General features: G+C 44.7%; 10 protein-coding genes. 3 read left to right on the top strand and 7 right to left on the bottom strand.

The features are described 5' to 3' along the window. Positions 1-138 precede the first annotated feature (138 nt). Positions 139-462, bottom strand: coding sequence for a ferredoxin FdxA (gene fdxA, locus JMY02_RS07790; RefSeq protein ID WP_040642440.1), 324 nt, complete (start codon positions 460-462; stop codon positions 139-141). 160 nt (positions 463-622) lie between these two features. Then, positions 623-3,784 (bottom strand): DNA mismatch repair protein MutS, encoded by a 3,162-nt coding sequence (gene mutS / locus JMY02_RS07785; protein ID WP_201596914.1) that lies wholly within the window; start codon positions 3,782-3,784, stop codon positions 623-625. A 284-nt stretch (positions 3,785-4,068) separates the two neighbouring features. Here mutS and secA point away from each other — a divergent pair, with 284 nt between their 5' ends. After that, positions 4,069-6,870: a preprotein translocase subunit SecA gene (gene secA, locus JMY02_RS07780; protein WP_201596912.1), complete on the top strand. Its 2,802-nt coding sequence runs from the start codon at positions 4,069-4,071 to the stop codon at positions 6,868-6,870. Between the two features lie 278 nt (positions 6,871-7,148). Then, a complete protein-coding gene (locus tag JMY02_RS07775) occupies positions 7,149-7,691 on the top strand; it encodes a hypothetical protein (protein WP_201596904.1) in 543 nt (180 codons plus the stop codon). A gap of 138 nt (positions 7,692-7,829) precedes the next feature. Here JMY02_RS07775 and JMY02_RS07770 read toward each other — a convergent pair whose 3' ends face one another. The 5 genes from JMY02_RS07770 to JMY02_RS07750 form a co-directional block, all read right to left on the bottom strand. After that, positions 7,830-8,426, bottom strand: a complete 597-nt coding sequence (locus JMY02_RS07770) for a YsnF/AvaK domain-containing protein (RefSeq protein WP_201596902.1) — start codon at positions 8,424-8,426, stop codon at positions 7,830-7,832. Between the two features lie 372 nt (positions 8,427-8,798). Then, on the bottom strand, positions 8,799-9,647 hold the full coding sequence (locus JMY02_RS07765) for a DUF2382 domain-containing protein (protein WP_201596900.1): 849 nt from the start codon (positions 9,645-9,647) through the stop codon (positions 8,799-8,801). Positions 9,648-10,094: 447 nt separating this feature from the next. Further along, on the bottom strand, positions 10,095-11,276 hold the full coding sequence (locus JMY02_RS07760) for a thiolase family protein (protein ID WP_201596898.1): 1,182 nt from the start codon (positions 11,274-11,276) through the stop codon (positions 10,095-10,097). A gap of 145 nt (positions 11,277-11,421) precedes the next feature. Then, positions 11,422-12,765, bottom strand: a complete 1,344-nt coding sequence (locus JMY02_RS07755; protein ID WP_201596896.1) for a homoserine dehydrogenase — start codon at positions 12,763-12,765, stop codon at positions 11,422-11,424. 169 nt (positions 12,766-12,934) lie between these two features. Next, positions 12,935-13,774, bottom strand: coding sequence for a DsbC family protein (locus tag JMY02_RS07750; RefSeq protein ID WP_201596894.1), 840 nt, complete (start codon positions 13,772-13,774; stop codon positions 12,935-12,937). A gap of 506 nt (positions 13,775-14,280) precedes the next feature. Here JMY02_RS07750 and JMY02_RS07745 point away from each other — a divergent pair. After that, positions 14,281-15,210, top strand: a complete 930-nt coding sequence (locus tag JMY02_RS07745; protein WP_201596892.1) for a DUF808 domain-containing protein — start codon at positions 14,281-14,283, stop codon at positions 15,208-15,210. Positions 15,211-15,344: the final 134 nt, after the last annotated feature.

Genomic DNA, 15,344 nt, shown 5'->3' with positions numbered 1-15,344 from the left:
AGGACTGAGCCCTGTGCAGTACAGAACTCAGTCCTTGGGTTAAACTAAACTGTCCAAGTTTCGGGGGTCAGTTCAAAATGCATATCGCCGTTGGGTGGTTTTTTATTGAAATGATATATAGATACTTCAAAGAGAAGGTTATTTCTCTAAATACTGAATCTTACCTTCCACGCCATCCCACTTAGCCGCTTCTGGCATTTGCTCTTTCATCTCAGTGATGTTTGGCCATTTTTGTGCCAGCTCCTCATTTAACTGAGTGAACATCTCTTGGTCTTTTGGTACTTCATCTTCTGAGAAGATGGCATTAGCCGGACATTCAGGCTCGCATAGCGCGCAGTCGATGCACTCATCAGGATCGATGACGAGGAAGTTCGGCCCTTCATAAAAGCAGTCCACAGGACAGACTTCCACACAGTCGGTGTATTTGCAAAGAATGCAGTTATCTGTAACGACAAAGGTCATAGTAATGTCTACCTGTTATTGATTTGGCTGATACAGTCAATCCACTATAAAAGAGTTATCGAGTTAACCTCTTTTATAGTGAATCAATTATAAGGGCTACATAGAATAGATTAAAAATAAAGCGTATTTTAGCGCCTTTATGGCTATTTGACAATTCCCTTTAATGACTAATGATTTTTTTGAGATGATATAGCAGGTCATGCGCTTGCTTGGGTGTTAAGCTATCAGGATCGATGGCATGAAGCTCGTCTTGCAAGCTAAACAGCTGATTTTGCTGTGGAATATTACTCGTAGTTTGGTCTTTATCAACACGGCTGACCGTGGTTTTTTCTGCCGTATGATGAGTCACCTGTTGGCTTTTATCCGTTACTGACTTAGCTAATTCATTTTTGTCATCAATCGTTTTGCCGTTATCCGCTGTTCGGTTGCCTGCTTGTAGGTTATCGATGTTTAAGTGATCAGCCAAATAACGCTTGGCATCATTCAATACTTGAGTCGGGATACCTGCCATTTTTGCCACATACAGTCCAAAGCTGGAGCTGGCAGCGCCCTCTTTGATTTGATGCAGTAGTAGCAGTTGACCATCGATTTCACTGGCTGCAACATGGACATTACGAATGCTGCGGTGACGGTTGTCAGTAGGCTGTGCCAATTGCGTCAGCTCAAAGTAATGGGTGGCAAATAAGGTCAGGCAGCCAATCTCTACCAGCCTATTGACACAAGCATGAGCGATGGCCAAACCGTCAGTGGTAGCCGTGCCGCGTCCGACTTCATCCATGAGTACCAGTGATTTGGCCGTTGCTTGATTGAGGATATTGGCGGTCTCAATCATTTCCACCATAAAGGTGGATTTGCCACCAGCCAAGTCATCAGCCGAGCCAATACGCGTAAAGATGCGATCGATATCACCGATATGAGCTTGCGCGGCTGGGACAAAGCTGCCGCAATGCGCGAGTAGGACGATCAATGCCGTCTGACGCATATAGGTGGATTTGCCGCCCATATTTGGCCCAGTAATCATCAGCAGTCGCTCGGGACTGTCAGTGCTGCCTAGTGTACAGTCATTGGCGACAAAGCGGTTGGTATGATGGTTAGGCTGATGACTGATGTTTTTATGGACGGTGTGATTGGTATTTGCCGGATTTAAGGCGGCTTCGACCACGACATGACGACCTTGCTTGATGTCGATACTGGTTTGGTTGTTAGGGTTTGATGTGTTGTTCGACTCATCACCCATGATTGGACGCTGCCAATGATAATCGATAGCCAGCTGTGCCCAGTTGCTCAGCACGTCTATTTGCGCAATAGCAGCACTCAATTGTTGCAGGTCGGCTAAATGACCGCTTAAAGTAGTCAGCAATTCTTGATACAGCTGCTTTTCTCGCGTCAACGCTAATGTCTGCGCGCTCAGATACTCTGTCTCGACCGTTTTTAACTCATCGGTAATAAAGCGCTCGCTACTTTTGAGTGTTTGCCGACGGATAAAGTGCGCGGGCGCGTTTTTTGCCTGCATTTTGGGGAGTTCAAAATAAAATCCACTGACTTTATTAAAACCCACTTTGAGACTGGGCAAATTATTGTCCTGACGCGCGCACTCTAACATGTTATCTAGAGTGACTTGGATATTGTCATGCAGGTGGGTCAAACGATCAAATTCTTCGTCAAAACCTGCGGCGATCATACCGCCATCACGGATGTGGGCGGGCGGCTCTATGACAATGGCGCGTTCAATCAACTCAGCGGCAAACTGTACGGCTGGTAGCTGGGCGGGTAATTGCTGCATGAGCATTGGCAACAATCCTGCCTGTTCGTGAGCAATGCCAGCCTCCGTTAGTAAAGTGTTCAGTAGGGCAGTCAGCTGAGCACTACTTTTGATGCCATCAGCCAGTTTGCGCAAATCGCGTGGCTTGGCACTCATTAGCCCGATACGACTACTAATGCGCTCTATATCGCCGATGGTGTTGAGTGTATCCCGCAAACTTGTGACAAGGGCGTTATCTGCCAGTTTTTGATTGGGTTTTTTATCACGGTCAGATGGATTGTCTATACGTAATAGACTGGCTATCGCCTCCAAGCGTAGATTGATACGGCTATGCTGACGGAGTGGGCGCTTCATTTGCTGCACGAGCAATCGTCGTCCCATCGGGGTTTGGCAATGATTCAATACCGATATCAAGGACGTGCCATTGCTACTGACAGGCGCAAATAATTCAAGATTTTGCTGGCTATTGGCATCGATAATCAAATAATCATCGCTGTACTCGACGATGAGCTGATTGACTTGCGGTACATGACGCTGCTGGGTTTGCCGCGCATAGTGAATAAGCGCTGCACAACTGGCTTGAGCAAGTGGCGTGTCACCAATACTTGATCCTAAACCTAAGCCATCAAGGCGCTGTACGTCAAATTGCTGGCAAAGGGTCGCGCTGGCATGCTCACGATGAAAGTCATTGTCCGCTACTTCTATAATAGGGCAGTCAAGATGTTGGCGTAACCACAGCAGCCAATCTTCACCTACGTTCTCGCTGAGCGCTTCGCTAATGATGCATTCACTGGGAGCAAAGCGTGCCAACACCGTGAGCATTTGGGTTTGCAGTCCCTCACTGTCGTCGTTCTGCGCATTCAGCGTTTGGGTGGTGAGCGTGCCCGCTGCCAAATCCATCTGACTGATGGCCGCTTGCAACGGCTGCTTGCTGTTTGATTTAGGTATCTCTATATCAATGGCGACCACAGTCGGCGTATGATTGGGCGCGATAAGCGCATCATCGGTAATCGTCCCTGCGGTCAGTGTTTTGACCACTTCACGGCGCATGATGCTGCCAGCTGATGCTTTGCTTTTGTCTTTCTTTTGCTTGTCGCCCATGTTAGGCGAGTGGGCAGTGGTTGATTCGTCTATTTGCTCACAAACCACCACTGTCTGACCAGCGGCAATCAGACGCGCCATATAGCTGTCCGCTGCATGAAAAGGTACGCCTGCCATCGCAATGGTGTTGCCTGCTTTATCAGTACCACGGCGGGTCAGAGTAATGTCCAATATCTGCGCCGCGCGTTTGGCATCATCAAAAAACAGCTCATAAAAGTCACCCATCCGGTATAGCAGCAACGCTTGTGGATAGTTGGCTTTCATGGTTAGATATTGCACCATCATCGGTGTATGGTCTGCCAAGTGATAAACAGCATCGCCGATAGTTAATCGTTCAGAATTTAACGAATCGGAAGTTAAATGGTCAGCGGCGTCTTTGTTTAATTGATTTGATAAAGCGTATTTTTTGGGCGCAGGTTTTGCAGCATTTAGGTTTTGAGCAACTGGTTTGACGGTCATGCAAAATCTCTTATTTAACGGATCTGATATGAGTTTAAATACAATTTATCCGTCATTTTAACATGCTCAGCCTTGATTTGATGCGGACAAATATCTGCCCACTGACCCTTGTATCCATCGGCACGATAACCATATATAATAACGTCACAATTAATTGGGCGATATTGCATTAAATATAGTCGATCTGATTTAAAAAAAGTCAGTGCTACTGGAATGACAAAGCGGCAAACTAAGCATTGGCTAATGCGCACCAATTATCGAATATTTCCATAGGTCAAAAAATTATGTTATCAAAGATTATAGGCAATGTCGTTGGCACCAAAAATGACCGCGAATTAAAGCGTATGCGTAAAGTGGTCAGTAAGATCAACGCACATGAGACTGAGATACAAGCACTTTCTGATGAGCAGCTACAACAAAAAACCGAAGAGTTTAAAGCGCGTCATCAAAAAGGTGAAAGCTTAGACGCACTATTGCCAGAGGCGTTTGCGGTCTGCCGTGAAGCGTCATCACGTGTCAATGGTATGCGTCACTATGACGTGCAGCTGATTGGTGGTATCACCTTGCACGAAGGCAAAATCGCTGAGATGAAAACCGGTGAAGGTAAAACCCTGATGGGCACCTTGGCCATGTACCTCAATGCCATCAGCGGCAAAGGCGTACATCTGGTCACCGTCAACGACTATTTGGCCGCGCGTGATGCCGAATTAAACCGTCCGTTGTTCGGATTTTTGGGTATGACGGTGGGGGTGATCTATTCACAGCAGCCGCCACAAGAAAAGATCAATGCTTATCAAGCGGATATCACTTACGGTACCAATAACGAATACGGCTTTGATTATCTGCGTGATAACATGGTCTTTAGTTTAAAAGAGAAAAAACAGCGCCCGCTGAATTTCTGTATCATTGATGAAATTGACTCTATCTTAATCGATGAGGCACGTACGCCGCTGATTATCTCGGGTCAAGCCGAAGATTCATCACGTATGTATGCGCTGATTAATACCATTATTCCCGTATTGATCCGTTCAAAAGACGAAGAAGCCAATAAGAATAATGAAGAAGAAGATTTTTGGATCGATGAAAAGAACCGCCAGATTGAAATTAGCGAAAAAGGCTATGAGAAAATTGAGCGCTTCTTAATCGAAGTCGGCGAGCTTGGCGAAAATGAAAGTTTGTACAGCCCAAGCCGTTTGCCACTGCTCGCACACGTACAAGCGGCCATTCGTGCCCATCATGTGTTTGTCAAAAACGTCCATTACATCGTCGATGATGGTGAAGTCGTCATCGTTGATGAAAACACCGGTCGTACCATGCCGGGCCGCCGCTGGTCAGAAGGTCTGCACCAAGCGGTAGAAGCCAAAGAAAGTGTCGATATTCAAGCAGAAAACCAAACGTTGGCGACGACGACCTTCCAGAATTACTTCCGTCTGTATGAAAAATTATCTGGTATGACGGGTACGGCTGATACCGAAGCGGCAGAATTTAAATCAACGTATGATTTAGACGTCATCGTCATTCCAACGCATGAGCCGATTGCGCGTATCGATATGGATGACCAAATTTTCTTGACCAAGCTTGGTAAATACAAAGGCATCATCCGCGAAATCAAAGAGATTCAAGCCAAAGGCGCGCCAGTATTGGTGGGTACAGCGACCATTGAAGCCAGTGAAGAGTTGTCTTATTTGCTGGATGAAGAAGGCGTGAAGCATAACGTGCTAAATGCCAAGCAGCATGAGCGTGAAGCAGAAATCATCGCACAGGCAGGCAGTCCAAAGTCTGTCACTATCGCCACCAACATGGCGGGCCGTGGTACCGATATTATCCTTGGTGGTAACTGGCAATCGTTTATTGAAGATCCAGAATCCGTCAGTCCTGAAGAGATGCAGCGCCTAAAAGCGCAGTGGCAAGTCAAGCATGACCAAGTAGTGGCGGCTGGCGGTCTACATATTGTGGGTTCAGAGCGTCATGAATCGCGCCGTATTGATAACCAGTTGCGTGGTCGTGCGGGCCGTCAGGGTGACCCCGGTATGTCGCGTTTCTTTTTATCACTTGAAGATGACTTGATGCGTATTTTTGCAGGCGATCGCGTGGTCAATATGATGCGTGCCATGGGTCTCAAAGAAGACGAGGCCATTGAGCACAAAATGGTTTCTAAGTCGATTGAAAACGCCCAAGGTAAAGTTGAGAGTCGCGATTTTGATGCCCGTAAAAATCTACTGAAATATGACGATGTCGCTAATGAGCAGCGTAAAGTGATCTATGGTCAGCGTGATGATTTATTGGCAGAGATGGATTTGCTCGAAGCCATTAAAGTCATGCACCATGAAGTCTACAATGCCATGATCAGTCAGTTTATTCCACCCGGTTCTGTCGATGATCAATGGAATGTCGATGGTCTTGAGGATGAGCTTGAGGATGAGTTCAAGATCTCAATGCCGATTAACGATTGGTTGGATGGCGATCGCCGTCTGGATGAAGAAGGCCTACGTGAAAAAATTATCCAAACCGCGTTGGATCGTTATCATGGTCGTCGTGAACAGATGGGTGAAAAAGATGCCGCCCAGCTTGAGCGTCACTTTATGTTGCAAAGTCTCGACAAACATTGGAAAGAGCATTTAACGCAAATGGATCAATTGCGTAAAGGCATTCATTTGCGCGGCTATGCCCAAAAAAACCCTGAGCAAGAATATAAGCGTGAGTCGTTTGAGCTGTTTCAAATGATGCTTGGTGCTATCAAGTCTGAAACGGTACAAGATTTATCACGTGTTCATATTCCAACCAAAGAAGAGCTAGAAGCGCTTGAGATTCAGCAACGTGAGAATGCCGCTCATATGCAAATGCAGTTCGAGCATGATGACGTTGATAATTTAGACAGCAATGCCAATAAACCAGCGGGTCAGCCGCAAGCCCAAAATAGCAATCTTGGTGGCGTTGCCGCTGCTGCTGGTATGAGTGGTGCTATGGCGGGTAGTGGTAAAAATGCTAATGAGCCAAATCCATATGCCGGTATGAATATCAGTCGTAATGCGTCTTGTCCTTGTGGGTCAGGACTCAAGTATAAGCAATGCCATGGCAAAATCTAGGACGTGTTCTCATTTTCACAATGAGAATAAAAACTGCTAAAAATAGTTTCTATCAGTGCCGTGATTGAACTATCAAACATGCCCTAATAAAAAGCCTTTATCTAAAAAAGATAGAGGCTTTTTATATTGTTTGTTAAAAGGTTAAAGTGATTTATGATGGACAAGAAACGTTGATTTTAAGATCAAGGATGAGTTTGTAGTGATTACTTACAAATTCAACATAGGCGTGCATTTATGGACACGCTATAGTGTTTAACATATTTATTTGGGAGAGTGTGATGAATGTAAAATTATTAAAACAGTTGCGTGCTTCTGTCGCCCTAACAGGGTTACTTGCTGGTGCATTGACCCTCAGCGCCTGTCAGCAACAGCAAGAGACAGAGCCAAGTTTAGAGGACAGTATCAGTGCCGAGCAGTCAGTACCGATGTCTGCTGAGCCTGCAGAACCCAGTGACGTAGTGGTCAATACTGAAGACGCGTCTCTCAATGAAGTAGAAGGTGATACAGTGGCCTCCGTGAACACTAATGTGAGTCAGATGACGTATTTGTGTTCACCTGAGCTGAGAGTTGAAGCCACCTATACAGATGCTGAGAACCAAGTCGTTATTGGCACTGCCCAAGGCACAGTAACGTTGACCAAGACCAATGATGCCAGCAACCCTGAAGTATTCGCAGCAGATAGCGCTATTGATGGTGGGCAAGGTTTCGTACAATGGCGTGTCGCCCATGAAGATCGGGAAACAGGTGTGATGCGTACTGCTGGTACCGATACTGCGAGCGTAAATACTTACGAGTGTAAGAAAACAGAAGATGCGGCATAAAATAATACCAAATCCAAAAAATACAATTAGCTGCTTCGAACTCGTTTAGCCTACCATGCGTAGTACTTGCACGAGAAAGCCCATAAAAAAAGCAACGTTCGCGTTGCTTTTTTTATGGTCACTTCAAAACCTAAATCATTATTTGTTATAAGATGAGCCGGTCTCGTGCTCTAAAAACCCTTCTTCTGTGACATCCAGCTCTTCATGCTTCAAAACCACTTGAATACTGTCAGTATGCGTGTGCGTGGTTTTGCTAATATCAATCTCTTGGACAGCATAAGTGTCTTTCGTCACTGTTGCCACTTGGCGCGATAGTACTATCTCAATAGGCGCATCACCGATCTCAACTTGTTTATCGTTAATGGTAACAACCGCTTTGCTGCCTAACGATGGCTCGACATGGCGTAACACGTCTTTTTCATCATAATTGCCAGAGAGTAAATCTTGGCTTTGAGCATCATGAAATTCGGTGTGAACGGTAATGTACTCTTCTATCAGCTCAATAGGTACTTCAATGGTTTTCGTTCGTGTGTGCTTCGTGACGGTGACTTTGCCCACGTCTAAACGCTCTTTGTTGACCACAGGGCGTTCTTCTAGTAGCTCTAGATAACCAGCTTGTCCTTCTATATTTGAGTCGTTTTTTTGCTGAATGGATGACTGGTTGTTTGCTCCAAGACTGTCTTGAGGCGTCCCTAAATCATTATTGGCTAGAGTATTGGTTTTGTCAGTCGTCATGATTATTTCCTTATAGTTATTTATAAATTAACATTTTCGTAAAAGTGAATTTTTTGCTTATAAGCAGTGGCTATCTTATAGTCAGGTCAATATAAAAAAGAATCAGCGAGACTGGGATAAGTTTTTTGTAGCCTCTGTCTGCAAAGACACAGCAAGCAAGAAAAATTTGCGCCAGTCTCGCATTATAATATCGTGTATCCATTTTATTTGGTATCAATTGTATAGCGAATGAGCATCATATAAAAAAGCATAAAAAAGACCAGAGACATGCTCTGGTCTTAATCACTGAACTATACATTCAGCTGCTTATCAGTGTCACATTTTTTTATGTTTCGTAGATATTTCCTACAAAATATATGACATATTAGCCAATTACATACCACGAGCGCGGCGTACGTCTTCCGCAGTGATACCATCACGATCTACGATGTTACCTTCGCGATCAACCACGTTACCATCACGGTCAATATCTAGCTCTTCGCGTTGAATAGTCTCAACGATCGTTTCAGTGTGACGTTCAGTGGTCTTACCAACATTGACTTCTTCAGAAACATAAGTCTCTTTGCCAACACGAGCGCGTTCCGCTTCTAATTCAACTTCAACTGTTTCGTTGACACCAACATCACCGATACGGCGATCTGTTGGGCGATCCACATTGGTACGCTGAATATTAGCATGTTCTTCTTCTAATTCGACATCAACATTGCGCTCTTCAGTAACCACATGCTTACCAACTTTCACTAGGCCAGCTACTATACGATCTTTATTGACCGTTAAGCGTTCTTCTAATAACTCTAGTGAGTTTGGGGCGTCGTAGGCATGATCTGCAATGTCCATACGTTCAGCTGCTGGGACAGTATCAGCGGTGAATGCTTGACGATCTTTTTCATATTGGTCTTTATAGCTATACTGATAGTCATGATCGTAAACTTCCATTGCTTCAACTTGTGACTTGGTCAAGCTATCAAAGAACACGTCATCACCAACAATACGTGCTAGACCTGCTGGTACCAATACTTCTTTTGAGCTGAACCAGCCGCCCGCATCAACGATTAGGTAGCGAATGCGACCAGTGGTATCTTCTACCAGCGCACCCTCAATCTTACCAATTTTTTCTTCATTGACGCCATAAGCGGTTTTGTGAGTTGGATCATAATAGTCGTCACCAATTAGGTCACGATGTGTGGCTTGGATATCTTTTAAACGAATAAGTTGACTCATTATTGTCTTCCTTTTTTATGAATTAGTAATTAATAGTTATTGTTCGAATATTAAATTTTTTATGATTAAATTCTTTCATCAGATAAATTTAGTTAAAAAACTTTATCTAACACAATGTCAGTAGCAAGCCATAGGTTTATTGCTTTGCCGCTACCTCAACTTGGAACTATCGTAACATCATGATTTTGGATGAGATATATGAGCAAGGTAGCAAAGTGTGGACTTGCAGTAATTGCGTGTAATAGGCTGTAAGTGCGATAACATAGCGATGGGTATAAATTAACGCAATTTAACATAGCGACATGTTTTGCATTATTATAAAGGGGCAAGTAGAAAAAACCGTAGTGCCATGAGCACTACGGTTTATTAAATAAAGAATAAAGAAATTGGTTAAAGGTGAAAAAAACGTTATATCTTTAGAGCATTAAGCTTTAGATGTCTTCATATTCAAGGCAATTCAATGGCTACTGCAACGGCTTCACCGCCACCAATACATAATGTGGCAATGCCTTTTTTGCCACCAGTACGCTTGAGTGAATTAATAAGCGTGATGAGAATACGCGCTCCTGAACATCCTACTGGATGACCAAGTGCACAAGCACCCCCTTCAACGTTGACTTTCGCGTGTTCGATGCTTAGCTCATCCATCGCGGCCATAGTGACCATCGCAAATGCTTCATTGATTTCCCATAGATCAACATCAGCCACTGACCAGCCTGCGCTAGCCAAGACTTTTTCAATCGCACCAATCGGGGCAATGGTAAATTCGCTTGGATGACGTGAGTTTGAGGCAGTCGCAATGATACGAGCTTGATAATCAAGACCTTCAGCTTTTGCTTGTGATTCTTTCATAACCACAACCGCAGCAGCTCCATCAGAGATTGAGCTGGCGTTTGCGGCGGTAATAGTACCGTCTTTCGCAAATGCTGGACGCAAAGTAGGAATCCGCTCAGCATTGGCAAGGGCAGGTTGTTCGTCGGTATCAACCGTTTGCTCGCCTTTACGGGTGGTAAATGTAACTGGCACGATCTCGTCTTTGAAGTGGTTTTCTTTGATAGCTGTCAGCGCACGATTTAGTGATTCGATGGCAAATGCATCCATCTGCTCGCGTGTGTAGCCTTTTTCATCGGCCATTTCTTGGGCGAATTTACCCATCAGCTTACCCGTTTCGGCATCTTCTAGACCATCTAAAAACATGTGGTCTTTGACTTCTTGATGTCCCATACGATAACCGCCACGCGACCCTGGCATGATGTAAGGCGCATTGGTCATAGATTCCATACCACCAGCAACCGCCACATTGAAGCTGCCTGCTTTGATACCGTCATGTGCTTGCATCACCGCTTTTAGACCTGAACCACAAAGCTTATTAATAGTCACGGCACCCGTTGCATCAGACAGACCTGCCTTTCGCATCGCTTGACGCGCAGGACCTTGACCCAAACCAGCAGTCAAGATACAGCCCATGATGACTTCATCAATATTATCAACACTAACACCTGCACGCTCGACAGCGGCTTTAATGGCAGCACCACCAAGCTCTGTAGCACTCATGTCCTTCAATGCGCCTTGAAAGCCGCCCATTGGTGTACGTGCGCCGTTTAAGATTACAATTGCATCATCTGACATCGTTATTATTCCTTATTTACGTATTTTAAATGAAAGTACCTTATATAGAAGGCAAGGGGCTGGTTCGCTGTTCCCCTTTATCGGTAAGCGTTTGCCTAGCTCACCAATAAAGGGGTTGATAAACGTGGCGTACTAAAGTTATGTTTTAAGCCAGCTCATCCAAGCGAATACGTACTACTTTATCAGTAATGGTGTCTAATTTTTCGATTTTTTCGATGGCCAGATTCATCTGACTCTCAACCACAGGCAGCGTCAAGATAATCACGGGTACTTGACCCACTTTATGGGCAGGCTTTTGTAAGATAGCATCGATATTGATACCAGCATCGCTTAGGATACGCGTAATATCAGCCAATACGCCAGGACTGTCGTATGCATGCACACGCAAATAGTAGCCAGTCGTCATTTGCTCGGCACGTAATATGGGTGTGTCTGATAATTGTTCAGGTATAAAGGCCAAATGTGGCACATGATGACCAGTATTGTGTTGATCGTCACGGTCTTTGCTGCCTAATACACGTACCAAATCCATGACATCCGCCATCACCGCAGAAGCCGTCGCGCCAGCACCAGCACCATCACCGCAGTAGAGCGTCTGCCCAAGTGGGTGCGAATTGACCAATACTGCGTTTTTTACACCATTGACATTGGCCAGTAACGCCTCTTGCGGAATCAGCGTTGGGTGTACCCGTAGCTCAATGCCAGCAGCGTCAGCATTACCTTGACCATCACGGCGTACCGCAAAACCTAAGTGCTTGATACGGTAGCCCAACTCTTCTGCATAGTCTACGTCTTGTAAGGTGATACCAGTGATGCCTTCACAGTACACTTTGTCAAATTGTAGCGGGATGCCAAACGCGATAGAAGCAAGCAATGCCAATTTGTGCGCAGCGTCAATGCCTTCAACATCAAAAGTTGGATCCGCTTCTGCGTAACCCAGCTCTTGTGCCTCGGACAACACGTCTGCAAACGGACGACCCTTATCCCGCATTTCGGTCATGATAAAATTGCCAGTACCGTTGATGATACCTGCAAGCCAATCAATCTTATTGGCAGCGAGCGCTTCACGCATCACTTTAATAATGGGAATGCCACCTGCGACTGCAGCTTCATAAGCGACATGAACATTATGTGCTTCGGCAAATGCAAAAATCTCATTGCCGTGTTCTGCCAATAGGGCTTTATTTGCAGTCACCACATGTTTACCGTGTTTGATGGCGTGCATAATGACGTCTTTTGCCAACGTAGTACCGCCAATGACTTCGATTACGATGTCGACATTATCGCTTGCAGCCGTTGCCATCAAATCACTGTTCTGAATGATAGTGGCATCAATATCATCACGCTGACGGCGCGTACCAACTTCGGTAATAATAATGTCGCGGCCACTACGGCGTTTTAGCTCATCTAAGTTGTCATTGATTAGATTGATCACGCCCGTTCCGACGGTGCCCAGACCAAGTATCGCTAGTTTGATGGAGTTGCTCACAGTATCCTCAAAAGGTTGAATATATCGATGAATAAAAAATGCTCAAATAAAAGGGTGCTGCTGATTTTTCATAGCGCTTTATCGTATCATACCGACAAGCAAGTGTGACGTCTATACAGTGTCGACAAGTTCATAAATATCAAAAACTGCTGAGTCATATCACCAATCGTTATTCAGCGCCAACAGCTTGGGCCAGCTCTGCTGCAGGCAGATAGCCGCCCACTTGTTGACCTGCTTCTGTAAAGATCGCTGGCGTACCACGCACACCCAGTCTTGCGCCTAAAGCCATATGCTCTTGTACAGGATTGGCACAGTTAGGTGCTTGTACATTGTCGCCTATTTTTGCCTGATTCATGGCAGCATTACGATCTTGGCTACACCAAACGGCTTCCATTTTTGGCACCGATTCTTGGCTGCGTGGCCATGCCAAATAACGTACCTCGATACCGCGTGCATTGATATCAGCCATCTCTTCATGCAATTTACGGCAATAGCCACAGTCTGCATCCGTAAAGGCATAAACCACAGACTTAGTTGCACCTGTTGCTGGATAGATAATCATGTCTTTTTTATCGACGGCTTTTAGCGCCTCTTGAGCCGTGCTGGCAACCAATGCAGCACTGATATCGATAGGTTCGGCTGCGCCAACTGCGATGATTTGACCTTGAATAATGTGCTTGCCAGACTGGTCAGTAAAAAAAGAAGGCAACCCTTCAGCTGTTACCCAATAAATGCCATCCATATCTGTGGGCACTGCTGAAACGATCTTTTCTTCGATACCAGAGGCGCTTAAATTAGCTTGTAAAGCTTGCACAACGGCAGCATCGCTATCGTTCGATGGTTTAGTGCTGCTAACATTGGACTTCGTACTATTGACCACACTGTTATTACTGATCGCATCTGCTGAATTGTTTGAGCAGCCAGCCGCCATCACAACGAGCAATGCGCCCATCATAAAACGAGACAAACGGTTTCGAGCAAAGATTTTTTCTACAATGGGGGATGACATATGGGTTGTCCTGTAGGCACTGTGCCTAAACATGAATGCGTTTTGAGAAAGGGGAAGATAGGTTTTTATATCGTAATGCGTGAAAATGAGGTTTTAAAGGGTTAATTTTGCAGCGCTTTTTATCATTTAGCAATAATCAACGCTCATCAGTCATGTCGACTATATTAGCATATTTCTAGTAAATAACCGTCAAAGGTGATGGGTCTATAGTCAGGTCAATATAAAAAAACGTCAGTGGGGCTGGGATAAGTTTTGTTAGCGTGCTGTTCGCCAGCATGGTGGAGACTGAAGATAAATTTTAGCCATCTTGTCATGCTTTAGAGCATGTTAATAATAATGGTATATATAAGTATACATCCAAAAAAAGATACATTTGCACTATGTAATATCGACGCTTGCCCTTGTAGGCTACTGCTAATAATACTGTTTTAAAAATTTATATAAAATTCTTTGTATAAGTCATTTCACCATTATTTATTTACATAAATTTGCGTTAAGGAGCATATATGGCAGGTGCCAGTTTATTAACCCTACTTGATGATATCAGTGTCATATTGGATGACGTTTCCGTCATGACCAAGGTTGCTGCCAAAAAAACCGCTGGCGTATTGGGCGATGATTTGGCGTTGAACGCTGAGCAAGTCTCTGGTGTCAAAGCCAATCGTGAGCTTCCAGTTATTTGGGCAGTGGCCAAAGGCTCATTCATTAATAAACTTATTTTAGTACCAGCGGCGCTATTGATTAGTGCCATTTATCCCCCTCTGGTCACTTTTTTGTTGATGTGTGGTGGTCTATATTTGGTTTATGAAGGTGCTGAAAAAGTCATTCATCGATTTTGGCCGCATGCCTTGCCGCATGATGAAGAACAAAACGCCCGCCGCAAAGCCAATGCTGATGAAACAGTAGATTTGGTGGCATTTGAAAAAGAAAAAATCAAAGGTGCGATACGTACCGATTTTATTCTGTCAGCTGAAATTATTGTGATTGCGCTGGGTTCAGCGGCTAGTGCCACATTGCTAGAACAAAGCTTGGTACTGTCGATTTTGGCCATTGGTATTACTATTGGTATTTATGGCTTGGTGGCTGGTATCGTCAAGATAGATGATGCAGGTCTGCATCTGATGGAACAAGAAGGAGCGTTCAAACAAAAGCTTGGTAAATTTATGTTTGCTGCTGCGCCAAAATTGATGAAGTTTTTGTCGATCGCTGGCACATTAGCAATGTTCTTAGTTGGTGGTGGTATCTTGGTACACGGCATTGGCTTTTTACATCACGGAGTAGAAGACATTGCCCATTTAACGGGTATTTTTGAGAGCGTGACTACCGCGATTCTGAATGGTGTTGTTGGCTTTATCATTGGAGCTGCGGTCGTGGCTATTCTGACTGTCATTGGCAAAATACGTGGTAAAGATGACAAAGCGTCTTCTGCACACTAACTGACCGATGGCTTTTGTTTATTCTACAGTTGAAATACTTTAAAGTCGCTATAGTACTGCTGGTGTAGATTTTTTGCAGCCTCTGTCTGCGAAGGCACAGCAAGCAAGAAAAATTTGCACCAGCAGTACGTGTT

Source organism: Psychrobacter vallis (genome assembly GCF_904846715.1).
In the GTDB taxonomy this organism is placed as follows: Bacteria; Pseudomonadota; Gammaproteobacteria; order Pseudomonadales; family Moraxellaceae; genus Psychrobacter; species Psychrobacter vallis.
This window is presented reverse-complemented; position numbering and strand designations above follow the sequence as displayed.

Coding starts and splice junctions, on each gene's coding strand:
- secA (WP_201596912.1), top strand. CDS start 4,069: ATGTTATCAAAGATTATAGGCAATGTCGTTGGCACCAAAAATGACCGC.
- JMY02_RS07770 (WP_201596902.1), bottom strand. CDS start 8,426: ATGACGACTGACAAAACCAATACTCTAGCCAATAATGATTTAGGGACG.
- JMY02_RS07765 (WP_201596900.1), bottom strand. CDS start 9,647: ATGAGTCAACTTATTCGTTTAAAAGATATCCAAGCCACACATCGTGAC.
- fdxA (WP_040642440.1), bottom strand. CDS start 462: ATGACCTTTGTCGTTACAGATAACTGCATTCTTTGCAAATACACCGAC.
- JMY02_RS07745 (WP_201596892.1), top strand. CDS start 14,281: ATGGCAGGTGCCAGTTTATTAACCCTACTTGATGATATCAGTGTCATA.
- mutS (WP_201596914.1), bottom strand. CDS start 3,784: ATGACCGTCAAACCAGTTGCTCAAAACCTAAATGCTGCAAAACCTGCG.
- JMY02_RS07775 (WP_201596904.1), top strand. CDS start 7,149: ATGAATGTAAAATTATTAAAACAGTTGCGTGCTTCTGTCGCCCTAACA.
- JMY02_RS07750 (WP_201596894.1), bottom strand. CDS start 13,774: ATGTCATCCCCCATTGTAGAAAAAATCTTTGCTCGAAACCGTTTGTCT.
- JMY02_RS07760 (WP_201596898.1), bottom strand. CDS start 11,276: ATGTCAGATGATGCAATTGTAATCTTAAACGGCGCACGTACACCAATG.